Here is a 21,376-nt window from a genome sequence, read left to right on the forward strand (position 1 = left end):
CGGCCCATGCGCGCGATGCGCTCCGGAATTCAAAAGCGGGGCCGCGCGCATACAGCGTTGGGCCCCGCAAACGGCTTCCATCATACCATCGCGCGTGCGCCGTCCCGACCGTCGCCGGGTTTGTCCGGTGCCGGCGCGGCACGATGGACCCGGCTCGACAGCAGCGTCGCCAGCACGATGCACGCGCCGCCCGCCCACTCGCGCGCGCTGGGCAGCTCGTTCGCGAACACCCAGGCCGACAGCGCGGTGATCACGATCTCGAACAGCATGATGATCGACGCACGGTTCGCCGGCACGCGCGCCAGCCCGTATTGCACGAGCAGGTTGTTCGACGCCATCGTCACGCCGATCGCGACGATGATCAGCGCGGCCGTGCCGAGGTGGCCGCCCGCCGGCGCAGCCGGTATCCCCTCGAACAGCGACGCGATCGCGCCGAACACCGCCGCGCCGCCGAACAGCGTCGCGGTACGCATCTCGGCGCGCATCTCCGGCAACTCGCGGCTCGCCTTGATCACGAGCACGTTGCTCATCGCGAAGCTCAATCCGGCCGCGAGACCGGCCCATTCGGCCGCGGTGGCCGGCAACGGCAGGCCGAGCGTCGGCGACCACAGCATCAGCATCGCGCCGCCGATCGATAGCGCCGCGAGCCCCGCGCCGGCCCAGGTCAGCCGCTCGCGCAGCAGGAAGTGCGCATAGATCGCGGTCCACGCGGGGGTCAGGTAGAACAGCAGCATCACGCGCAGCACCTCGCCGTGGATCGTGCCCCACACGAACCCGAGGTTCGTCACGCCGGCCGTCACCGCGATGCCGGGCAGCACCCAGTGCCAGCGCAGCGTCGCGATCGTGCGGTGGCGCGCGACGATCACGAACAGGAAGGCAACGAGGCTCGTCAACGCGCTCGCCAGCGTGCCCGTCACACCGAGCGACGCCAGGATCCGCAGCGGATACCAGATCAGGCCCCATACCGATGCGCCGATCAGGATGGCCAGCGTCGGCAGGCTGCCGCGTACCGCGTTATTCATTGGTTCAATACCCTTCATTCGACCGGCCCGGCCGCCGTTCCGGCAGGCCGTGACCGCATTCCGTCACGCTATAATCGTCCGTTGCGACCCGCGCGCCATCGGCGCCGTTCGCAGCCGCGCGGCGCGCCCGCCGCTTCTTTCGCTCCAACCGGCCGCGATGGCCGCTTCGCCCGTGAACCCTCGACTCGACTCGCTCCAGCCCTATCCCTTCGAAAAGCTGCGCGCCCTGTTCAAGGACGTGACGCCCTCCGGCGCCCTCAAACCGATCAGCTTCGGCATCGGCGAGCCCAAACATGCGACCCCGGCGCTGATCCGCGACGCCGTGGTGGCCGCGCTCGACGGTCTCGCGTCGTACCCGGCCACCGCCGGCTCGGACGCGTTGCGCACGTCGATCGCGCACTGGCTCGAGCGCCGCTACGGGCTGCCGGCCATCGATCCGGCCACGCAGGTGCTGCCCGTGTCGGGGTCGCGCGAGGCGCTGTTCTCGCTCGCGCAGACGGTGATCGACGCCCGCCCGGCCGAACAGGGCGAGAAGGCGATCGTACTCTGTCCGAATCCTTTCTATCAAATTTACGAGGGCGCGGCGCTGCTGGCCGGTGCCGAACCCTATTTCGCGAACAGCGACCCGGCCCGCAACTTCGCGTGCGACTACGCGTCCGTGCCGGACGCAGTCTGGGCGCGCACGCAACTGCTGTACGTGTGCTCGCCGGGCAACCCGACGGGCGCCGTGCTGACGCTCGACGACTGGCGCGAGCTGTTCGCGCTGTCCGACCGCCACGGTTTCGTGATCGCGTCCGACGAGTGCTATTCGGAAATCTATTTCGACGAAGCGGCGCCGCCGCTCGGCGGCCTCGAGGCCGCGCACCGCCTCGGCCGCGGCTTCGAGCGGCTCGTGATGCTGTCGAGCCTGTCGAAGCGCTCGAACGTGCCGGGCATGCGCTCGGGCTTCGTCGCCGGCGACGCGGCGCTGCTGAAGAAATTCCTGCTGTACCGCACGTACCACGGCGCGGCGCTGTCGCCGGTCTGGCAGCACGCGAGCATCGCCGCGTGGAACGACGAGGCGCACGTGCGCGAGAACCGCGCGCTGTACCTGCAGAAGTTCAATACCGTCACGCCGATGCTTGCCGACGTGATCGACGTGAAGCTGCCCGACGCGGCGTTCTACCTGTGGGCCAACGTGTCGCGCACCGGGCTGTCGGACACCGAGTTCGCCCGCCGCCTGTACGCCGACTATAATGTGACGGTTCTGCCCGGCTCGTACCTCGCGCGTGATGCGCACGGCACGAATCCGGGCCGCGATTTCATCCGGATCGCGCTCGTCGCGGGCACCCCCGAATGCGTCGAGGGCGCGCAACGCATCGTCGATTTCTGCCGCTCTCTCGCGCGGTAATCGTCCATCCGATCAATTCCATCCATCTCCTGCGAAAACGAACATGTCGCAACAACTTCAGCAAATCATCGATACCGCCTGGGAAAACCGCGCCGAGCTGTCGCCGAAGGCCGCACCGGCCGACGTCCGCGAAGCCGTCGCGCACGCGATCGAGCAGCTCGACAAAGGCGCGCTGCGCGTGGCCGAGAAGATCGACGGCAACTGGACCGTGCACCAGTGGCTGAAGAAGGCCGTGCTGCTGTCGTTCCGCCTGGAGGACAACGCGCCGATGCCCGCCGGCGGCTACTCGCAGTTCTACGACAAGGTGCCGTCGAAGTTCGCGAACTACACCGCTGAAGATTTCGCCGCGGGCGGCTTCCGCGTCGTGCCGCCGGCCATCGCGCGCCGCGGCTCGTTCATCGCAAAGAACGTCGTGCTGATGCCGTCGTACACCAACATCGGCGCGTACGTCGACGAAGGCACGATGGTCGACACGTGGGCCACGGTCGGTTCGTGCGCACAGATCGGCAAGAACGTGCACCTGTCGGGCGGCGTCGGCATCGGCGGCGTGCTCGAGCCGCTGCAGGCGAACCCGGTCATCATCGAAGACAACTGCTTCATCGGCGCGCGCTCGGAAGTCGTCGAAGGCGTGATCGTCGAGGAAAACTCGGTGATCTCGATGGGCGTGTACCTCGGCCAAAGCACGAAGATCTACGACCGCGAGACGGGCGAAGTCAGCTACGGCCGCATCCCGGCCGGCTCGGTCGTCGTCGCCGGCAACCTGCCGTCGAAGGACGGCTCGCACAGCCTGTACTGCGCGGTGATCGTCAAGAAGGTCGACGCGAAGACCCGCGCGAAGGTCGGCCTGAACGAGCTGCTGCGAGGCGACTGATGGCGAAGCCGCACACCGTGGTCGTCTACGGCATTCCGAACTGCGACACCGTGAAGAAGGCCCGCGTGTGGCTCGACGATCACGGCGTCGAATTCGAGTTTCACGACTTCAAGAAGCTCGGTGTCAGCGCACCGCTCGTCGAGGACTGGCTGAAGGACGTGTCGCTCGACGCGCTCGTCAACAAGCGCGGCACGACGTGGCGCGGCCTGGACGACGCGATGAAGGCGGCCGCCGAAACGAAGGCCGGCGCGGTCGCGCTGATGATCCACAAGCCGTCGGTCATCAAGCGCCCCGTGCTGGTGATCAACGGCCGCGTGAAATCGCTCGGCTTCGTGGCCGATCAATACGCGGCGCTGTTTGCCGCATAGGGCTGCCCGCGCTGCGCCTGTCGGCGCAGCCCGACGTCTTGTCGCTGCCGGCCACCGCGCCGGCATTTTTTATCGAAAGTGGTCCGAACCATGTCCGCCACCCTAGCCCTTACCGAACAGCTGATCGCCCGCGCGTCCGTGACGCCCGACGACCAGCATTGCCAGCAGATCATGACCGAGCGCCTCGCCGCGCTCGGCTTCGAATGCGAGACCATCGCGTCGCACGGCGTGACCAACCTGTGGGCCGTCAAGCGCGGCACCGACGGCCGCGACGGCAAGCTGCTCGCGTTCGCGGGCCACACCGACGTCGTGCCGACCGGCCCGCTCGAGCAGTGGAGCTCGCCGCCATTCATCCCCGCCCATCGCGACGGCAAGCTGTACGGCCGCGGCGCGGCCGACATGAAAACGTCGCTCGCGGCATTCGTCGTCGCGTCCGAGGAATTCGTCGCTGCCCATCCCGGCCACCGCGGCGCGATCGCGTTCCTGATCACGAGCGACGAGGAAGGCCCCGCCACCGACGGCACCGTGAAGGTCGTCGAGCTGCTCGAAGCGCGCGGCGAACGCATGGACTACTGCATCGTCGGCGAGCCGACGTCGACCACCGAGCTCGGCGATGTCGTGAAGAACGGCCGCCGCGGCTCGATGTCGGGCGAACTCGTCGTCAAGGGCGTGCAGGGCCACATCGCGTATCCGCACCTCGCGAAGAACCCGATCCACCTGCTCGCGCCGGCGCTCGCCGAGCTCGCCGCCGAGCAGTGGGACGCAGGCAACGAATACTTCCCGCCGACCACCTGGCAGGTGTCGAACCTGCATGCCGGCACCGGCGCGACCAACGTGATCCCTGGCCACGCCGACCTGCTGTTCAACTTCCGCTTCTCGACCGCCAGCACGGTCGAAGGCCTGCAGGCACGCGTGCACGCGATCCTCGACAAGCATGGCCTCGAATACACGCTGAAGTGGTCGGTGAGCGGCCTGCCGTTCCTCACGCCGCGCGGCGAGCTGTCGGGCGCGCTGGAAAACGCGATCCGCACCGAGACCGGCATCACGACCGAGCTGTCGACCACGGGCGGCACGTCGGACGGCCGTTTCATCGCGCGCATCTGCCCGCAGGTGATCGAGTTCGGCCCGCCTAACGGCAGCATCCACAAGATCGACGAGCACATCGAAGTGCGCTTCGTCGACCCGCTGAAGAACGTGTACCGCCGCGTGCTCGAACAACTGATCGCCTGATGGAGCCTCGCATGACGACACCTTTTGCCACTGTTCGCGACCTGCTGCGCTATGCGGTCACGCGCTTCTCGAAGGCGAAGCTCGCGTTCGGCCACGGCTCCGACAACGCGTACGACGAAGCGGCCTACCTCGTGCTGCGCACGCTCGACCTGCCGCTCGACACGCTCGAGCCGTTCCTCGACGCGCGGCTGCTGCCCGACGAAATCGCGGCCGTGCTCGCGGTGATCGAACGGCGCGCGACCGACCGCGTGCCGGCCGCGTACCTCACGCATGAAGCGTGGATGCACGGCCACCGCTTCTACGTCGACGAACGCGTGATCGTGCCGCGCTCGTTCATCGGCGAACTGCTCGACGACGGGCTGCAGCCGTACGTCGCCGACCCCGAGCAGGTCGGCGCGGTGCTCGAGCTGTGCACGGGCTCCGGCTGCCTCGCGATCCTCGCGGCGAGCGCGTTCCCGAACGCCGAGATCGACGCGGTCGACCTGTCTGACAAGGCGCTCGAAGTCGCCGAGATCAACGTGCGTGACTACGGCCTCGAAGACCGCGTCACGCTGCACCACGGTGACCTCTACGCGCCGCTGCCCACGTTCCGCACCGACCCGGGCTCGTGCTACGACGTGATCCTGACGAACCCGCCGTACGTGAACGCGTCGTCGATGGCCGCGCTGCCGCCCGAGTACCGGCACGAGCCGGAGATGGCGCTCGCGGGCGGCGATGACGGCATGGACATCGTGCGACGCATCGTCGCCGAGGCCCATCGCTGGCTGCACGACGACGGCGTGCTCGTCGTCGAGATCGGCAACGAGCGCGAGCACGTCGAAGCCGCGTTCGGCGGCCTCGAGCTCACGTGGCTGCCCACCAGCGCGGGCGACGACGCCGTATTCCTGATCCAGGCGTCGGACCTGCCCCGCAAGGCCTGAGCCTTCCCGGCTCGCCCACCGTGCGGTGCACCGTTGCGCCGCACGGTTGGGTAAGATGCGCGTAGGCGGCCGCCCGGCCGCGCGACCTCAGGAGTCCGACACGCGCCCATGACCCTCGACTGGCTACATCTCGGCACCCTGATCCTGACCATCCACGTGCTCGGGATCGTCGCGGCGTTCCACGCGATCATGAATACGCGCACGTCGCAAGGCGCGATCGCGTGGGCCGTCTCGCTCGCGGCCATGCCGTACCTGACGCTCATTCCGTACCTGTTCCTCGGCCGCAGCAAGTTCTCCGGCTATGTCGACGCCCGGCGCCACGAGCTGGAAATGTTGCGCATGCACACACCGCGCTCGCCCTGGCTCACCACCGACGCGACCGACGGACCGGCCGCCGACGCAATCGGCCAGGCCGCGGTGCTCGCGCTCACGCGGCTCGGCGGCATGCCGTTCCTCGGCGGCAATTCGGTGCGCACGCTCGTGAACGGCGACGCGACGTTCTCGGCGATCCTGGCGGCCATCGACGCCGCGCGCGACTACGTGGTGGTGCAGTTCTTCATCGTGCGCGACGACGCGCTCGGCCGGATGCTGCGCGACTCGCTGCTCGCGCGCGCGGCGGCCGGCGTGCGCTGCTGCCTGCTGTACGACAGCATCGGCAGCTTCGACCTCCCGCACAGCTACGTCGACACGTTGCGCAGGGGCGGCGTCGAGGTTCATCCGTTCGCGACCAACCGGAAGTTCGTCAACCGCTTCCAGCTCAACTTCCGCAACCACCGCAAGATCGTCGTCGTCGACGGCAATCGGGCGTTCGTCGGCGGCCACAACGTCGGCGTCGAGTATCTCGGCGCGAAGCCGCGCCTGTCGCCGTGGCGCGACACGCACATCGAGATTCGCGGCCCGGTGGTCGCGAGCATCCAGTACGTGTTCGCCGAAGACTGGCACTGGGCAACGCAGAAGCTGCCGCCGCTCGCGTTGCCGCCGCCCGCGCAGCCCGGCGACCACATGCATTGCCTCGCGGTGCCGATGGGGCCGGCCGACAAGCAGGAGACGGGCTCGCTGTTCTTCGTCGAGGCGATCAACGCCGCGCGCGAGCGGGTCTGGATCACCACGCCGTACCTCGTCCCAGACGAAGCCGTGATTTCCGCACTGAAGCTCGCCGTGATGCGCGGCGTCGACGTGCGCATCCTGATCCCGAGCCGGCGCGACCACTATGTGGTATTCGAAGCGTCGAAGCTGTACGCGCGCGACCTGGTCGATGCGGGCGTCAAGGTGTTCCGCTACCGGCCCGGCTTCCTGCACCAGAAGGTCGTGCTGATCGACCGCATCGCGGCGGCGATCGGCAGCGCGAATCTCGACAACCGCTCGTTCCGCCTCAATTTCGAGATCATGGTGCTGACCGTCGACCGCACGTTCGCCGACGAAGTCGAGACGATGCTCGATGCCGATTTCGCGCAGGCGTACGAGGTCGACGCGAGCGAATACCGCCAATCGCCCGCCTGGCGGCGCATCGCGATGCACGTCGCGCGGCTGTTCGCCCCGATCCTCTAGCGGCCTAGACGACGGCGGCGGCGGCGCCCGCGCGATCTGCACCGGCGCCGCGAACGCCGCCGGCAGCCGTCACAGCAGCTTCTCGATATCCGCGGCGATTTCGTCCGGCTTGGTCGACGGCGCGTAGCGCTTGACGATGCGCCCTTCACGATCGACCAGGAACTTCGTGAAATTCCACTTGATCGCCTTGAGACCGAGAATGCCGGGCGCCTCGTCGGTCAGGTAGCGGTACAGCGGATGCGCATGGTCGCCCTTCACGTCGATCTTCGCGAACATCGGGAACGTGACGCCGTAATTGCGCTCGCAGAACGCACCGATCTGCGTGGCGTCGCCGGGCTCCTGCTTGCCGAACTGGTTGCACGGGAAGCCGAGCACATAGAAGCCGCGCGCCGCGTACTGGTCGTACAGCTTCTGCAGGCCCGCGTACTGCGGCGTGAAACCGCACTCGCTCGCGGTGTTGACGATCAGCAGCACCTTGCCGCGATATGCGTCGAGCGAGGCCGGCGCGCCGGCAAGCGTCTCTGCGCTGAACGAATACAGGGTGGACATCGGGCACTCCTTTTACGAAACCGGATCGACGTGGAGTCTAGGCGAAATTGCCCCGTTGCGGCATCCGCCGAACGGCCAATGCCCGGCGCGAGCGGCGCGCAGTCTAGAATAGCGGTTTTGGCCAGTCATTTCCGCCGTGATCCGTTTCAATCAGTTCAGCCTTGCGCGCGGCACCAAGCCGCTGTTCGAGTCGACCTCCTTCGTGCTCAATCCCGGCGAGAAAGCCGGCCTGATCGGCGCGAACGGCGCCGGCAAGTCGACCCTGTTCTCGGTCCTGCGCGGCGAGCTGCACTCGGACGGCGGCGATTTCTCGATGCCGCCGTCGTGGCGGATCGCCCATGTGTCGCAGGAAACGCCCGCGGTCGACCGCTCGGCGCTCGACTACACGCTCGACGGCGACGCCGCGCTGCGCGAGATCGAGGCCCGTATCGCCGCCGCCTCCGCCGCGCATGACGGCGCCGCCGAAGCCGACGCGCACGCGGCGTTTGCCGACGCCGACGGCTACACCGCGCCTGCCCGCGCCGAGGCGCTGCTGCTCGGCCTCGGCTTCACGCTCGCGCAGACGCGCGAATCCGTCGCCAGCTTCTCCGGCGGCTGGCGCATGCGCCTGAACCTCGCGCAGGCGCTGATGTGCCGTTCCGACCTGCTGCTGCTCGACGAACCGACGAACCACCTCGACCTCGACGCGATCGTCTGGCTCGAAGACTGGCTGCACCGCTACCCCGGCACGCTCGTCGTGATCTCGCACGACCGCGAATTCCTCGATTCGATCTGCAATGTCACGCTGCACCTGGAAAACCGCCAGGTGAAGCGCTACGGCGGCAACTACTCGCAGTTCGAAGTGCTGCGCGCGCAGCAACTGGCGCTGCAGCAAAGCGCCTACGAAAAGCAGCAGAAGACGATCGAGCACCTGCAGAGCTTCGTCGACCGCTTCAAGGCCAAGGCGACCAAGGCCAAGCAGGCGCAGAGCCGGATGAAGGCGCTCGAGAAGATGGAGCTGATCGCGCCCGCGCACATCGCGTCGCCGTTCACGTTCGAATTCCGCACGCCCGATGCCGCACCGAACCCGATGATGGTGATGGAAGACGTCCGCTGCGGCTACCACGCCGACGGCGGAGCGGAAATCCCGATCGTCGAGCGTGTCGCGCTGTCGATCCAGAACGGCCAGCGCATCGGCCTGCTCGGCGCGAACGGCCAGGGCAAGTCGACGCTGATCAAGACGCTGGCCGGCACGCTCGCGCCGCTGTCGGGGCACGTCCGCGACGGCAAGGGGCTGACGATCGGCTATTTCGCGCAGCACCAGCTCGAAACGCTGCGCGAAGATGATTCCCCGCTCGCGCATCTGGCGCGGCTCGCGCCCGACACGCGCGAGCAGGAACTGCGCGACTTCCTCGGCGGCTTCAACTTCTCGGGCGACATGGCGACCACCCCGGTCGGGCCGTTTTCGGGCGGCGAAAAGGCACGCCTCGCGCTCGCGCTGATCATCTGGCAGAAGCCGAACCTGCTGCTGCTCGACGAACCGACCAACCACCTCGACCTCGAAACGCGCCATGCGCTGACGATGGCGCTCGCGCAGTTCGAAGGCACGCTGATCCTCGTCTCGCACGACCGTCACCTGCTGCGCGCGACGACCGACCAGTTCATGCTGGTCGCGAAGCACCGGCTGCAGCCGTTCGACGGCGACCTCGACGACTACCGCGACTGGCTGCTGCAGCACGCGGCCGAGCAGCGCGCGGCCGCGAAGGCCGATAGTGCGGCGTCTTCGGGCGCGGGTACGGGTGCGGCAGCCAACCGCAAGGACCAGAAGCGTCAAGCGGCCGAGGAGCGGCAGCGCCTGTCGGTGCTGAAGAAGCCGCTGCAGACGCGCATCACGAAGCTCGAAAAGGAAATGGAGACGCTGCACGCGGAGAAGGCGCGCCTCGACGCATTCGTCGCCGATCCGGCGAGCTACGAGGCCGAGCGCAAGACGGAACTGACCGAGGCGATCCGCAAGCTCGGGGACGTCAACTCGCGTCTCGAAACGGTCGAGGCCGACTGGCTCGCCGCGCAGGAAGAACTCGAGCAGATCGGCTGACCGCCGTCGCGGTGCGACCGGCCGATACGCCGGCCAGCCCGGCGTGCCGGCTGGCTCCGCGCCGCGCCCCCTCGGCATCGCAGCACCTCGACAGACCATCCGGCCCTTGGCGGCCCCAGATACGACAAGGCCGGGCGCGCCGGCCCGGCCTGTTCATTCATTACCGCAATCACCCAATTCGCCGAGTTGCCGGCTCAACGTCGCGGCAACGTGTCGCGCGGCATCTGCTCGTCGTCGCCCATCAGGTGCCGGCGCCCTTCGGTCGGCCGCCGGATCGCCGCGGCGACTTCCGCTTCCGTCACGTCCTCGGACACGACCTTGCGCGCCAGGCGCCCCTCGTCGTCGATCCATTCGACGATCCGGCATCCGCCGCCCCAGGGCTGGCGAATCGGCTCCGACACGCGGCAGCCACGCAGGTTGTAAAGGCGTCCGCTCGGCGCTTCCCCATACGATTTCAACATAGGATCCCTTCGCATTGCGCGGTTCGACAATCCGGCAAAGGATAGGGAAAAGCGATGTCCGGCGGGTTACAGAACCCTACATCTTCTTTACAGCGAATTACGCGACAGATCGCCCGCTTGCATGGCCCGGGCGGCTGCCGGGCCGGTCACTCGAGATCGCGCACGCGGTCGATCGCCTGTTCGAGCCGATCGACGGCCATCACGTTCAGCCCTTCGATCGGCTGCTTCGGCGCATTCGCCTTCGGGATCAGCGCGGACGTGAAACCGAGCTTCGCCGCCTCGCGCAGCCGTTCCTGCCCGCGCGGGGACGGCCGGATCTCGCCCGCCAGCCCGACTTCGCCGAACACGATCAGCCCCTTCGGCAGCGCCTTGTTGCGCATCGACGAATGGATCGCCAGCAGCACCGCGAGGTCGGCGGCCGGCTCGGTGATCTTCACGCCGCCCACGGCATTGAGGAACACGTCCTGGTCGAAGGCCGCGATGCCCGCGTGCCGGTGCAGCACCGCGAGCAGCATCGCGAGCCGGTTCTGCTCGAGGCCGACCGCGAGCCGGCGCGGGTTCGGCACGTGCGCCGTATCGACGAGCGCCTGGATTTCGACGAGCAGCGGGCGCGTGCCTTCCTGCGTGACGAGCACGCACGAGCCGGGCACGACCTGCTCGTGCTGCGACAGGAACAGCGCGGACGGATTCGCGACGCCGCGCAGCCCGCGCTCGGTCATCGCGAACACGCCGAGCTCGTTGACCGCGCCGAAGCGGTTCTTGAACGCGCGCACGAGCCGGAACGACGAATGCGTGTCGCCTTCGAAGTACAGCACCGTGTCGACGATGTGCTCGAGCACGCGCGGGCCGGCCAGGTTGCCCTCCTTCGTCACGTGCCCGACCATGATGATCGCGGTGCCCGACTGCTTCGCGATACGCGTGAGCTGCGCCGCGCACTCGCGCACCTGCGCGACCGAGCCTGGCGCCGACGTGAGCGCTTCCGAATAGACGGTCTGGATCGAGTCGATCACGGCCACGTCCGGCCGTTCCGTGTCGATCGCGGCCTGGATCTTCTCGAGCTGGATCTCGGCGAGCAGCTTCAGCTCATCCGCCGGCGCACCGCCGTCGAGCAGCGCAAGCCGTTGCGCGCGCAACGCGATCTGCGCGGCCGATTCCTCACCGCTGATATAAAGCGCGCGCCGCTCGCTCGCGATATCCGCGAGCGACTGCAGCAGCAGCGTCGACTTGCCGATGCCGGGATCGCCGCCGATCAGCACGACGCCGCCCGGAACCAGCCCACCGCCGAGCACGCGGTCGAATTCGCCGATGCCGGTCGAGAAGCGCGGCACGTCGGCCGCTTCGATGTCGACGAGACGCTGGACGGGCGCCCGCTTCGCGAGCGACTGGAAACGATGGGCAGCGGGCGACTCGGCGACCGATTCAACCAGCGTGTTCCAGGCCTGGCACGACGGGCATTGGCCCTGCCACTTCGGGGTCTGTCCGCCGCACTCGCTGCAGACGTACACGGTTTTCTGTTTGGCCACGCGCAACGCCCTTATTCCGCGCGCACGGGCACGCGGCCGGCGACCGCGCACATCAGCTCGTAGCCGATCGTGCCGCAATGGCGGGCGACGTCGTCGATCGGCAGCGCGTTGCCCCACAGCTCGACGCGCGCGCCGACGCCGGCCTGCGGGCACGGGGTCAGGTCGACGGTGATCATGTCCATCGATACGCGACCGACGATCCGCGTGCGGATGCCGTCGACGATCACCGGCGTGCCTTCGGGCGCGACCCGCGGATAGCCGTCCGCATAACCGCACGCGACCACGCCGATCCGCATCGGCGCCTGCGCGGAGAACGTCGAGCCATAGCCGATGGCCTGGCCCTTCCCGATCGTCTGCACCGCGATCAGCTCGGATGCGAGCGTCATCGCGGGCTTCAGCCCGGTATCGGCGATGTCGGACGACAGCCCGGACGGCGACGCGCCGTACAGCACGATCCCCGGGCGCACCCAGTCGAAGTGGGTATCCGGATGCCACAGCACGGCAGCGGAGTTCGCGAGGCTGCGCGCGCCGGCAATGCTTTCCGCGCCGCGCTCGAACGTCGCGAGCTGCTCGGCGACGCCGCGCTCGTTGTCCGCATCCGAAAAATGGGTCATCAACGTGATCTGGCCGATGCCGGGGCACGCGCGGGCGCGCTCCCATGCGGCACGGTATTTTTCCGGCAGGTAGCCGAGCCGGTTCATCCCGCTGTTCATCTTGAGCTGCACGTTGACGGGCTTCGACAGCCGCGCCGTTTCCAGCATCCGCATCTGCTCGTCGTTGTGGACGGTCGTCGTCAGGCTGTAGCGGTCGATCACGTCGATGTCGGTCGAGCGGAAGAACCCTTCGAGCAGCAGGATCGGGCCGGCCCAGCCGAGCTCGCGCAGCTTGACGGCCTCGTCGAGGTCGAGCAGGCCGAAGCCGTCGGTGCCGCGCAGGCCGGGAAACACACGCGCGAGCCCGTGACCGTACGCGTTGGCCTTGACGACCGCCCAGACCTTGGACGGGCCGGCAAAGCGGCGGACGACGGAGAGATTGTTCGCGAGAGCGGCGGTATGGATGGTGGCGGAGATCGGGCGCGGCATGGGAAATTTACGTAAAGACGCTTGCGAATCATCAGCTTACCGCGCCTTTTGAGCACTGAAGCCGACAATTTGCGGAACGATCGGGGAATCTTGCTAGTCCGAATTGGCGTATTTTCATGTTATAAAGCCGTGCGCACAACCCATTTCGAACGGAATAAGCCGATCGCATACCAGGCGGCCTACGCGGCCCTGCCGCAGCGACGAAAGCATCGCATCAGATGAAAAAAGGTTTTTACACCATCATGGCCGCGCAGTTTTTCTCGTCGCTGGCCGACAATGCGCTCCTCATCGCCGCCATCGCCCTGCTGAAAGACCTCCACGCCCCCAACTGGATGACACCGCTGTTGAAGCTGTTCTTCGTGTTGTCCTATGTGGTGCTGGCGGCCTATGTCGGCGCCTTCGCGGATTCGCGCCCGAAGGGCCGCGTGATGTTCATCACCAACTCGATCAAGGTCGTCGGCTGCATGATCATGCTGTTCGGCGCGCACCCGTTGATTGCGTACGGGATCGTCGGCTTCGGCGCCGCGGCCTACTCGCCCGCGAAATACGGCATCCTCACCGAGCTGCTGCCGGCCGACCGGCTGGTCGCCGCGAACGGCTGGATCGAAGGCACGACCGTCAGCTCGATCATCCTCGGCACCGTGCTGGGCGGTGCGCTGATCAGCCCGCACATCGCATCGCACGTGATCGCGCACACGCCCGCCTGGATCGGCACGCCCGCCGAAGCGGCGATGGCGATCATCATGGCGATCTACGTGATCGCCGCGCTGTTCAACCTGCGCATCCCCGATACGGGCGCCCGCTACCCGAAGCAGGAACGCGGCCCGGTCAAGCTCCTCACGGATTTCGCCGACTGCTTCATGGTGCTGTGGCGCGACAAGCTCGGCCAGATCTCGCTGGCGGTCACGACGCTGTTCTGGGGCGCCGGCGCGACGCTGCAGTTCATCGTGCTGAAGTGGGCTGAAGTGTCGCTCGGCATGTCGCTGTCGGAAGGCGCGATCCTGCAGGCCGTGGTCGCCGTGGGCGTCGCGGCCGGCGCAATCGCCGCCGCCGCCCGAATCCCGTTGAAGAAGTCGCTGACCGTGCTGCCCGTCGGCATCATCATGGGCATCGCGGTGATGCTGATGGCGTTCTACACGCGCGACCTGTTCCCGTCGCACTGGGCCGTGCACATCGGCCACCTGCGCATGCCCGTGTACCTGATCATCGCGTACATCTTCCTGATGTGCGTCGGCGCATTGTCCGGCTACTTCGTCGTTCCGATGAACGCGCTGCTGCAGCACCGCGGCCACGTACTGCTGTCGGCCGGCCACTCGATCGCGGTGCAGAACTTCAACGAGAACCTGTCGGTGCTCGTGATGCTGTGCCTGTATGCGGTGCTGGTGTGGCTCGACGTGCCGGTCGGCGTCGTGATCGTGCTGTTCGGCACGTTCGTCTGCCTGACGATGTGGCTCGTGATGCGCCGCCACCAGGCGAACCAGCGCCAGTTCGACTCGGTCGCGCTGATCGGCGAATCGCGGCACTGACGCTACACTTCCCGTTTCCGTCCGCCGGCGCCGGTCCTCGAACCGGCGCGTTGCCCTCATGACGCACCCGATACCCAACATCCTGACGATCGCCGGCTCCGATTCGGGCGGCGGCGCAGGCATCCAGGCCGACCTGAAGACCTTTTCCGCGCTCGGCACGTATGGCGCGAGCGTGATCACCGCGCTGACCGCCCAGAACACGCGCGGCGTGACGGGCGTGCATGCGCCGGACGCGGCGTTCGTGACCGCGCAACTCGACGCGGTGTTCGGCGATATCCGTATCGATGCGGTCAAGATCGGGATGCTCGCGAACGCGGCGATCGTGCACGCGGTCGCCGACGCGCTGCGGCGCTACACACCACGCTTCGTCGTGCTCGACACGGTGATGATCTCGAAGAGCTCGCACGCGCTGCTCGCACCCGATGCCGTCGACGCGTTGCGCGATGCGCTGCTGCCGCTCGCGACGGTCGTGACGCCGAACCTGCCCGAAGCGGCCGCGCTGCTGAACGATGTGCCCGCAACCACCGAAGACGACATGGTCCGGCAAGGTCAGGCACTGTTACAGACGGGTGCGCGCGCCGTGCTGATGAAGGGCGGCCACCTGCCGGACGCTTCCGCGAGCCCCGACTGGCTGGTGGAAGCGACCCGCACCGTGCGGCTCGACGGCGCACGCGTGCCGGTGAGCAACACGCACGGTACCGGCTGCACGCTGTCGTCGGCGATCGCCGCGCTGCTGCCGCAGCAGCCCGACCTCGAAAGCGCGGTGCGCGAAGCCAAGACCTACCTGACCGGCGCGATCGCCGCGAGCGGCCGCCTCGACGTCGGCCACGGCGTCGGCCCCGTCCATCACTTCCATCGCTGGTGGTGAGCGCCGGCTGACGCGGCGTCAGTGATCCTGCGCCGCGAACGCCTGGGCTCGCACCGGCCAGTCGTCCGGCACGACGAAGCCGCGCGCCGTTTCGCGCCACGTGCCGTCACTGCCCTTTTCATGGATGCCGATCAGCGCAGGCGCCTCGCGCGTCGTCAACACCGGCGGCAGTTCCGGCGTGGCCGCCAGCGTTTCGGGTTCGAATCCGCTACCGGCGGCAGTCCGTCGCGGCGCCAGCCACGCAAGCCGCGGCAACACGCTCCATGCGACGCCGGCACGCTGAGCGGCCGCCCAGGCCGGCCACTGCGCGTGCGTGAGCCAGAAACCGTGCGGGTGATCCGGCGCGATTTCCGCGGACACCGGTGGCAACGGTGCGCCGTGCGGATAGAACAACCAGCCCTTGATGAACATCTGCGCATCGGACGGCGCGCCGTAGCCGAGCCGCGCAAACCCGTCGCGATCGCCGAGCCGCAGTTGATGCTCGAGTAACCGAGTGCGCTTGCGGTCGAACCGGTCGACGAGGTTGGGGCCAACGAAATCGGCAAGCGATGCGCCGGCTTGCACCGGCGCGCACAGGTAGCACTTCACCGCGAGTTCCCAGTGCAGGCGCCGCCCGTCCGGTGCGTCGACGAGAAAATCGACTTCGCCGAGCGTCTTGCCGTTGCTGCGCAGCGGCAGATTGGCCGCGACGAGCCGCAGCGACGGCCCGTGCGTCAGGAAATACTCGAGCAGGCATTCGGCGTAGCGGCCGAGGCGGGTGGGCCGGAAACCGTCGAGCGCGCGATGCAGCGGCTCGGGCTGCGCATCGAGCGCGGCGAGCCATGCTTCGACGGCCGACTGTCCCACCGCATCCAGCCACGGGCGCGCCAGCGGCGCGTCCGGCACCGCGGTCAGCAGGCTCGGGCTGGCCAGCAGCCAGCCCAGATCCCGAACCGCGACGTCGTGCAGCGTATCGACGAATGCGCACGCCGCGCCGGTCGTCATTGTCCGGCCGGCCCGTTCGCGTCGCCGCCTTCTGCGCGCCGGAACGTGTCGCGCGCGAGGCACAGGTCGGCCCACGCCTTCGACTTGTCCTGCAGGCTGCGCAACAAGTACGCCGGATGGTAGGTCACGATCACCGGCACACCTTCGTACGCATGCACGCGGCCGCGCAGCGACGCAATGCTCGCGTCCGTCTTCAGCAGCGTCTGCGCGGCGAAGCGGCCGAGCGCGACGATCAGCTTCGGCTTCACGAGCGCGACCTGGCGCTGCAGATACGGCTCGCAGCTCGCGACCTCGTCCGGCTCAGGATTGCGGTTGCCGGGCGGCCGGCACTTGATCACGTTCGCGATGTACACGTTGTCGCCGCGCTTGAGCGACAGCGAATGCAGCATGTTGTCGAGCAGCTTGCCGGCCTGGCCGACGAACGGCTCGCCCTGCTTGTCCTCGTTCTCGCCCGGCGCTTCGCCGATCAGCATCCAGTCCGCTTCGCGGTCGCCGACGCCGAACACGGTGTTGGTCCGCTTCTCGCACAGACCGCACAGCGTGCAGTCGGCCACGCGCGCGGCCAGCGCATCCCAGTCGAGCGCGGCAACCGGCGTACCGACGGGCCGCGCTTCGGCCATCGGCACGGGATCGCCCGGCGGCGCCGCATCGAACCACGCGAAATCGTCGGGTCCGGCAGGCGGCATGTCGTCCATCGGCGGCATCGTGTCGGGCGACGCGACCGGCGTAACCGGTGCAGGCGCGCGATCGCCGTCGTCGACGCGGCGCGACGGGGCGGCGGCCGGCTCGCGAGCCGGCGAAGCATCGGCGCTCCGCGCCGCTGCCGGCGGTGCGTCGTCCCGCACCGGCGTACGCGCGGTCCGCGCAGGCCGCCCGGTCGCGACGGCCGGTGCGGCGTCCACCGCACCGGTTTGCGCGGCGGCGTGCGCTTCGGCTGCCGCGCCCTCGTCCGTGCCTTCATCCGCGCCTTGCCCGCGCCGCACCCAGATCTGCGCGAGGCCCATTTCCTCGAGCGCCGCTTCAGCCCATGCCATGCGCGTCCCCTTCGTCCTTGTTCAGCGTCAGACGCATCACGATCGCGTCCTCCCGGCTGCGATGCTTCGCCGGGTAATAATTCTTGCGCCGGCCGATCGTCAAGAAGCCGAAACGCTCATACAGATGGATCGCGCGCGGATTGGACGGCCGCACCTCGAGCAGCACGCCGTCGAGCCCTTCCGCGCGCGAAATGCGCACGGCCTCGCGCAGCAGCGCCAGGCCCGCGCCCGCGCACTGCGCGGCCGGCGCGACGCACAGGTTCAGCAGGTGCATCTCGTCGACCACGGGCATCAGCACGCAATAGCCGATCAACGAACCCGTCACGTGCCGCAGGCACACGCCCAGATAGCCGTTGCGCAACGAATCCTCGAAATTGCCGCGGCTCCACGGGAATTCGTACGCGACGTGCTCGATCGCGACGACCTCGTCGAGATCGGCATCCGTCATCGGCGCCAGATAGCGGTCGCTCAGCAGTACGCCCGTCATCCCTTCGCTCCGCCCGTCTGCGCGGCCCGTGCCGCGACGCGCTCGGCAGTGGTCTGCGCGACCTTGTCGCGCACGTACTCCGGCGCCGCCTGATCGGCCGGCACCGCGCGGCCGGCGCGGAACGCACGCAGGGCGGCATGGGCGACCGCCAGCGCGTGCGGCATCGCGTCGCCGTCGATCACGGCCGCACGCGCCGCAGCCGGCAACTGCGCGCCGAACGCGGCGGCCGCATTGCCCGCGAGCGTGAACGGCACATCGGGCACGCCGACGGCGCCCGGCGCATCGAGCGAGGCCGGATGCAGCGTGCGCCAGTCGCCGGTGCTGTCGTCCCACGCGAAATCCGCCCAGTAGGCTTCATCCATCCGCGCATCCAGCGCGGCCAGCACGCGGGTCGTGCCAGGCGCGCGCAGCCGCGCGTGCTCGGCGCACGCGAGCAGCGTGCCGATCGGCACGACCGGCAGCCCGCGCCCGAACGCGAGCCCCTGGGTGATGCCCGTCGCGGTACGTAGGCCCGTGAACGAGCCGGGGCCTGCGCCGAACGCGATCGCGTCGCAATCGGCGAGCGTCAGCCCCGATTCGGCGAAAAGGTCCTGGATGGCCGGCAGCACGCGCGTGCTCGACACGGCGCCCGTCAGTTCGTGGCGAACCCAGGTTTGCGGGGTGGAAACGGCGTCATCGGCATGGGCCGAGCGCAGCAGCGCGACCGAGCAGTATTCGGTCGACGTATCGATGGCGAGGAGCACTGTTTGCGTCATGGGCGACATTGTAATGCGACGCCCCGCTCCCACGGGCGATCGGGCCCGATCCGTGCGCGTGCGCCGCACCGGGCGGCGGTTTGGAAGAATCGCTCGACCCCGCGCGGCGGTCCGCTTGTTAAGATCGCCCGACCTGAAACCCTTACGGAGACACCCGATGAGCGAACTTACCGTCCAATTCGACCAGGCCCAGATCGACGTCAAGCAACTGACGGAACGTCCGGGCAACCTGACCCTGCTGCGCCTTTACGCCCTCTTCAAGCAGGCGACCGACGGCGACGCCCATGGCGACAAGCCGGGCTTCACCGACATCGTCGGCAAATACAAGTACGACGCCTGGGATGCGCTGAAGGGCACGTCGCAGGATGCGGCGAAGCAGCAGTACATCGAACTGGTCGAATCGCTGAAGAACGGCACGGCTTCCTGACCGAATCGCCCCCTGCCGCAATAGGCAATCAAATCAGTGGCGCAGCGCAGCAAATCTCTTTATAATGCTGCCTGCGTCATCTTCCGCGCTCGGCTCGCAAGCCGTTCCGGCCTGACGCCTCGTAGCGTTAAGCTCCAATCCGGTTTAGAACCTGTCCCCTCCTGCTTCGACCCTTGCGGTCGTCAACTAGGCTGGCGGCCCCGCTCCTGAAGCGCGCCGCACCCAAAACAGCTTCTAATGCCTCATCCGCCGACGGTTCGGCGGATTGCACCCGTTTCCCGATTTGCTCGCTGAATCCGACGACTTGGGTATGCGCGATTGGCGCCGACGTTTCACCCACTGTGTTTCAAGGATTGTTATGACTTCGAGCATCAACTCCAGCCCGCTCAACGCGATCGCCGACCAGGCGCTCGGTCTCGACGACGCCGCCGCACCGGCCGCGGTCGAACCGGCGTCGGACGAGCCGAACTTCGCGTCGCTCGGGTTGTCGCCGGAGATCGTCTCCGCGCTGCAGGCCGCCGGCTATGTGAAGCCGACGCCGGTCCAGCAGCGCGCGATTCCGGCCGGCATCGCCGGCCGTGACCTGCTGGTCTCGAGCCCGACCGGTTCGGGCAAGACCGCCGCATTCATGCTGCCCGCGATCGAACGTTTCGCGCAGCTCCAGAAGGCGCAGGCGCAGCAACCGCGCGCGCCGCGCGAACCGAACCAGGGCGACCGCCGCGCGCGCCGCCCGCAACCCGTCGCGCGCCCGGGCCTGCTCGTGCTGACGCCGACCCGTGAACTCGCGATGCAGGTCACCACGGCCGCAACGACCTACGGCAAGCACCTGAAGCGCCTGCGCACGGTCAGCATCCTCGGCGGCGTCGCCTACGGCCAGCAGCTGATGCTGCTCGCGAAGAACCCGGAAATCCTGGTCGCCACGCCGGGCCGTCTGCTCGACCACCTCGAGCGTGGCCGCATCGACCTGTCCGAGCTGAAGATGCTCGTGCTGGACGAAGCCGACCGCATGCTCGACATGGGCTTCATCGACGACATCGAAACGATCGTCGCCGCCACCCCCGAGTCGCGCCAGACGATGCTGTTCTCGGCCACGCTCGACGGCAAGATCGGTTCGCTGACGAGCCGCCTGCTGAAGGATCCGGAACGCATCGAGATCCAGCAGCGCCTCGAGTCGCGCGCGAACATCGCGCAGACCGTGCACTACGTCGACGACCGCGACCACAAGGATCGCCTGCTCGATCACCTGCTGCGCGACGACGCGCTCGACCAGGCGATCATCTTCACGGCGACCAAGATCGACGCCGACCAGCTCGCCGGCCGTCTCGCCGACGCAGGCTTCGAATCGGCCGCGCTGCACGGCGACCTGCCGCAGGGCGCGCGTAACCGCACGATCCGTGCGCTGCGCGAGCGCCGTGTGCGCGTGCTGGTGGCCACCGACGTCGCGGCACGCGGCATCGACATCCCGGGCATCACGCACGTGTTCAACTACGACCTGCCGAAGTTCGCCGAAGACTACGTGCACCGTATCGGCCGTACGGGCCGTGCAGGCCGTTCGGGCACGGCAGTGAGCCTCGTGCACCACGCCGAGCAAGGCGCGCTCAAGCGCATCGAGCGCTTCGTGCGCGCGCCGCTGCCGGTCAACGTGATCGAAGGCTTCGAGCCGCGCAAGGCGCCCCCGCGTAACGGCGGCAACGGCGGCCGTGGCCGTCCGGGCGGCGGTAACGGCGGTCGTCGTTTCGGCGGCAAGCCCGGCGGCGGTTATGGCGGCAGCGGTAACGGCAACGGCCGCAGCTACGGCGGCGGCAATGGCGGCGGCTGGAGCGGCAAGCCGGGCGGCAGCCGTGACGGCGGCCCGCGTCGCGACGGCCAGCGCAGCGGCGGCCCGCGTCGCAGCAACTCCGCGTCGTAAGGACGCACGGGCGGCCATCGGCCGCCCCACGGAGGGCAGACCTGCGGAACACCGCCCTGCCCATCCAGCCAACCGGCGCATCCGCGCCGGTTTTTTTTCGCCCCGCCCCACATTTCACGATGCGGAAAATTTTTTTGCGTCGTAAAAAATCATGCTGCGCGGCACAACCCGGGCGATTGCGGGATGGAAAAAAGCATTTCTTATCATGAAATAATGATTTCAAGATATTGATTCAAAACAACTAAAAATTTACCCCACTCCTCAGCCGGCCCCCTGTCCTGCCCCAGTCGATTTGCCTAGACTCTTATACAAGACCTCACGAACCGGAACGCACCGCTCCCGGCTTCG

General features: G+C 68.1%; 20 protein-coding genes. 11 read left to right on the top strand and 9 right to left on the bottom strand.

From position 1 onward, the window contains the following. Positions 1–80: 80 nt before the first annotated feature. Positions 81–1,022, bottom strand: coding sequence for a DMT family transporter (locus CFB39_RS11525; RefSeq protein ID WP_089473104.1), 942 nt, complete (start codon positions 1,020–1,022; stop codon positions 81–83). A 157-nt stretch (positions 1,023–1,179) separates the two neighbouring features. Here CFB39_RS11525 and dapC point away from each other — a divergent pair, with 157 nt between their 5' ends. The 6 genes from dapC to cls all read left to right on the top strand — a co-directional run bounded on the left by dapC (position 1,180) and on the right by cls (position 7,349). Then, positions 1,180–2,412, top strand: a complete 1,233-nt coding sequence (dapC, locus tag CFB39_RS11530) for a succinyldiaminopimelate transaminase (protein WP_089425695.1) — start codon at positions 1,180–1,182, stop codon at positions 2,410–2,412. Between the two features lie 43 nt (positions 2,413–2,455). Then, positions 2,456–3,283: a 2,3,4,5-tetrahydropyridine-2,6-dicarboxylate N-succinyltransferase gene (gene dapD, locus CFB39_RS11535; RefSeq protein ID WP_006478479.1), complete on the top strand. Its 828-nt coding sequence runs from the start codon at positions 2,456–2,458 to the stop codon at positions 3,281–3,283. After that, the gene (locus tag CFB39_RS11540) at positions 3,283–3,651 is read left to right on the top strand and encodes an ArsC family reductase (protein ID WP_039342680.1); all 369 of its coding nucleotides are present in this window, start codon (positions 3,283–3,285) and stop codon (positions 3,649–3,651) included. Before dapD ends, CFB39_RS11540 begins: the two co-directional genes overlap by 1 nt. A gap of 90 nt (positions 3,652–3,741) precedes the next feature. Further along, entirely contained in the window at positions 3,742–4,881 is a 1,140-nt protein-coding gene (dapE, locus tag CFB39_RS11545) for a succinyl-diaminopimelate desuccinylase (RefSeq protein WP_089473105.1), read from the top strand. 11 nt (positions 4,882–4,892) lie between these two features. Then, entirely contained in the window at positions 4,893–5,801 is a 909-nt protein-coding gene (prmB, locus tag CFB39_RS11550; protein WP_089473106.1) for a 50S ribosomal protein L3 N(5)-glutamine methyltransferase, read from the top strand. A 108-nt stretch (positions 5,802–5,909) separates the two neighbouring features. Then, positions 5,910–7,349, top strand: a complete 1,440-nt coding sequence (gene cls, locus CFB39_RS11555; RefSeq protein ID WP_089473107.1) for a cardiolipin synthase — start codon at positions 5,910–5,912, stop codon at positions 7,347–7,349. A gap of 69 nt (positions 7,350–7,418) precedes the next feature. Here the strand turns inward: cls and CFB39_RS11560 are convergent, their stop codons facing one another. Then, entirely contained in the window at positions 7,419–7,898 is a 480-nt protein-coding gene (locus CFB39_RS11560; protein ID WP_089473108.1) for a glutathione peroxidase, read from the bottom strand. 136 nt (positions 7,899–8,034) lie between these two features. Here CFB39_RS11560 and CFB39_RS11565 point away from each other — a divergent pair, with 136 nt between their 5' ends. Further along, entirely contained in the window at positions 8,035–9,972 is a 1,938-nt protein-coding gene (locus CFB39_RS11565; protein ID WP_089473109.1) for an ATP-binding cassette domain-containing protein, read from the top strand. A 194-nt stretch (positions 9,973–10,166) separates the two neighbouring features. On the opposite strand, the gene CFB39_RS11570 is transcribed toward CFB39_RS11565, so the two are convergent. From CFB39_RS11570 to alr, 3 genes are all read right to left on the bottom strand, one after another. Then, complete coding sequence (locus CFB39_RS11570; RefSeq protein ID WP_039342663.1) at positions 10,167–10,433, bottom strand: DUF2866 domain-containing protein; 267 nt, start codon at positions 10,431–10,433, stop codon at positions 10,167–10,169. A gap of 146 nt (positions 10,434–10,579) precedes the next feature. Next, positions 10,580–11,956 (bottom strand): DNA repair protein RadA, encoded by a 1,377-nt coding sequence (radA, locus tag CFB39_RS11575; protein ID WP_089473277.1) that lies wholly within the window; start codon positions 11,954–11,956, stop codon positions 10,580–10,582. An 11-nt stretch (positions 11,957–11,967) separates the two neighbouring features. Then, complete coding sequence (gene alr, locus CFB39_RS11580; protein WP_089473110.1) at positions 11,968–13,038, bottom strand: alanine racemase; 1,071 nt, start codon at positions 13,036–13,038, stop codon at positions 11,968–11,970. Positions 13,039–13,256: 218 nt separating this feature from the next. Here alr and lplT point away from each other — a divergent pair, with 218 nt between their 5' ends. Next, a complete protein-coding gene (gene lplT / locus CFB39_RS11585; RefSeq protein WP_089425701.1) occupies positions 13,257–14,564 on the top strand; it encodes a lysophospholipid transporter LplT in 1,308 nt (435 codons plus the stop codon). A gap of 58 nt (positions 14,565–14,622) precedes the next feature. Then, positions 14,623–15,432, top strand: a complete 810-nt coding sequence (thiD, locus tag CFB39_RS11590; protein WP_089473111.1) for a bifunctional hydroxymethylpyrimidine kinase/phosphomethylpyrimidine kinase — start codon at positions 14,623–14,625, stop codon at positions 15,430–15,432. An 18-nt stretch (positions 15,433–15,450) separates the two neighbouring features. Here thiD and CFB39_RS11595 read toward each other — a convergent pair whose 3' ends face one another. Genes CFB39_RS11595 through tsaB form a run of 4 tightly spaced genes read right to left on the bottom strand, consistent with a single transcriptional unit; the run spans position 15,451 to position 18,701 of the window. Beyond that, complete coding sequence (locus CFB39_RS11595) at positions 15,451–16,416, bottom strand: DUF1853 family protein (protein ID WP_089473112.1); 966 nt, start codon at positions 16,414–16,416, stop codon at positions 15,451–15,453. Beyond that, positions 16,413–17,450, bottom strand: coding sequence for a uracil-DNA glycosylase (locus CFB39_RS11600; protein WP_089473113.1), 1,038 nt, complete (start codon positions 17,448–17,450; stop codon positions 16,413–16,415). The genes CFB39_RS11595 and CFB39_RS11600 overlap by 4 nt, the downstream gene beginning before the upstream one ends. Further along, positions 17,437–17,937 carry a ribosomal protein S18-alanine N-acetyltransferase gene (rimI, locus tag CFB39_RS11605; protein WP_089425705.1) on the bottom strand — a complete coding sequence of 167 codons (501 nt, stop codon included), beginning with the start codon at positions 17,935–17,937 and terminating at the stop codon, positions 17,437–17,439. The genes CFB39_RS11600 and rimI overlap by 14 nt, the downstream gene beginning before the upstream one ends. Continuing rightward, positions 17,934–18,701 (bottom strand): tRNA (adenosine(37)-N6)-threonylcarbamoyltransferase complex dimerization subunit type 1 TsaB, encoded by a 768-nt coding sequence (gene tsaB / locus CFB39_RS11610; RefSeq protein WP_089425706.1) that lies wholly within the window; start codon positions 18,699–18,701, stop codon positions 17,934–17,936. Before tsaB ends, rimI begins: the two co-directional genes overlap by 4 nt. Before the next feature lie 148 nt (positions 18,702–18,849). Here tsaB and CFB39_RS11615 point away from each other — a divergent pair, with 148 nt between their 5' ends. Together CFB39_RS11615 and CFB39_RS11620 are read left to right on the top strand one after the other, a co-directional pair. After that, the gene (locus CFB39_RS11615; protein ID WP_089473114.1) at positions 18,850–19,119 is read left to right on the top strand and encodes an acyl-CoA-binding protein; all 270 of its coding nucleotides are present in this window, start codon (positions 18,850–18,852) and stop codon (positions 19,117–19,119) included. A gap of 358 nt (positions 19,120–19,477) precedes the next feature. Then, on the top strand, positions 19,478–21,028 hold the full coding sequence (locus CFB39_RS11620) for a DEAD/DEAH box helicase (protein ID WP_089473115.1): 1,551 nt from the start codon (positions 19,478–19,480) through the stop codon (positions 21,026–21,028). The last annotated feature ends 348 nt before the right edge of the window (positions 21,029–21,376 follow it).

Source organism: Burkholderia sp. AU6039, assembly GCF_002223365.1.
In the GTDB taxonomy this organism is placed as follows: Bacteria; Pseudomonadota; Gammaproteobacteria; order Burkholderiales; family Burkholderiaceae; genus Burkholderia.

What these genes read in the sequence shown, in the direction of transcription:
- lplT (WP_089425701.1), top strand. Translation starts at nt 13,257, where the DNA reads ATGAAAAAAGGTTTTTACACCATCATGGCCGCGCAGTTTTTCTCGTCG.
- CFB39_RS11620 (WP_089473115.1), top strand. Translation starts at nt 19,478, where the DNA reads ATGACTTCGAGCATCAACTCCAGCCCGCTCAACGCGATCGCCGACCAG.
- CFB39_RS11595 (WP_089473112.1), bottom strand. Translation starts at nt 16,416, where the DNA reads ATGACGACCGGCGCGGCGTGCGCATTCGTCGATACGCTGCACGACGTC.
- thiD (WP_089473111.1), top strand. Translation starts at nt 14,623, where the DNA reads ATGACGCACCCGATACCCAACATCCTGACGATCGCCGGCTCCGATTCG.
- cls (WP_089473107.1), top strand. Translation starts at nt 5,910, where the DNA reads ATGACCCTCGACTGGCTACATCTCGGCACCCTGATCCTGACCATCCAC.
- CFB39_RS11560 (WP_089473108.1), bottom strand. Translation starts at nt 7,898, where the DNA reads ATGTCCACCCTGTATTCGTTCAGCGCAGAGACGCTTGCCGGCGCGCCG.
- alr (WP_089473110.1), bottom strand. Translation starts at nt 13,038, where the DNA reads ATGCCGCGCCCGATCTCCGCCACCATCCATACCGCCGCTCTCGCGAAC.
- CFB39_RS11600 (WP_089473113.1), bottom strand. Translation starts at nt 17,450, where the DNA reads ATGGCATGGGCTGAAGCGGCGCTCGAGGAAATGGGCCTCGCGCAGATC.
- prmB (WP_089473106.1), top strand. Translation starts at nt 4,893, where the DNA reads ATGACGACACCTTTTGCCACTGTTCGCGACCTGCTGCGCTATGCGGTC.
- dapD (WP_006478479.1), top strand. Translation starts at nt 2,456, where the DNA reads ATGTCGCAACAACTTCAGCAAATCATCGATACCGCCTGGGAAAACCGC.
- dapE (WP_089473105.1), top strand. Translation starts at nt 3,742, where the DNA reads ATGTCCGCCACCCTAGCCCTTACCGAACAGCTGATCGCCCGCGCGTCC.
- CFB39_RS11540 (WP_039342680.1), top strand. Translation starts at nt 3,283, where the DNA reads ATGGCGAAGCCGCACACCGTGGTCGTCTACGGCATTCCGAACTGCGAC.
- dapC (WP_089425695.1), top strand. Translation starts at nt 1,180, where the DNA reads ATGGCCGCTTCGCCCGTGAACCCTCGACTCGACTCGCTCCAGCCCTAT.
- rimI (WP_089425705.1), bottom strand. Translation starts at nt 17,937, where the DNA reads ATGACGGGCGTACTGCTGAGCGACCGCTATCTGGCGCCGATGACGGAT.
- CFB39_RS11525 (WP_089473104.1), bottom strand. Translation starts at nt 1,022, where the DNA reads ATGAATAACGCGGTACGCGGCAGCCTGCCGACGCTGGCCATCCTGATC.
- CFB39_RS11615 (WP_089473114.1), top strand. Translation starts at nt 18,850, where the DNA reads ATGAGCGAACTTACCGTCCAATTCGACCAGGCCCAGATCGACGTCAAG.
- CFB39_RS11570 (WP_039342663.1), bottom strand. Translation starts at nt 10,433, where the DNA reads ATGTTGAAATCGTATGGGGAAGCGCCGAGCGGACGCCTTTACAACCTG.
- tsaB (WP_089425706.1), bottom strand. Translation starts at nt 18,701, where the DNA reads ATGTCGCCCATGACGCAAACAGTGCTCCTCGCCATCGATACGTCGACC.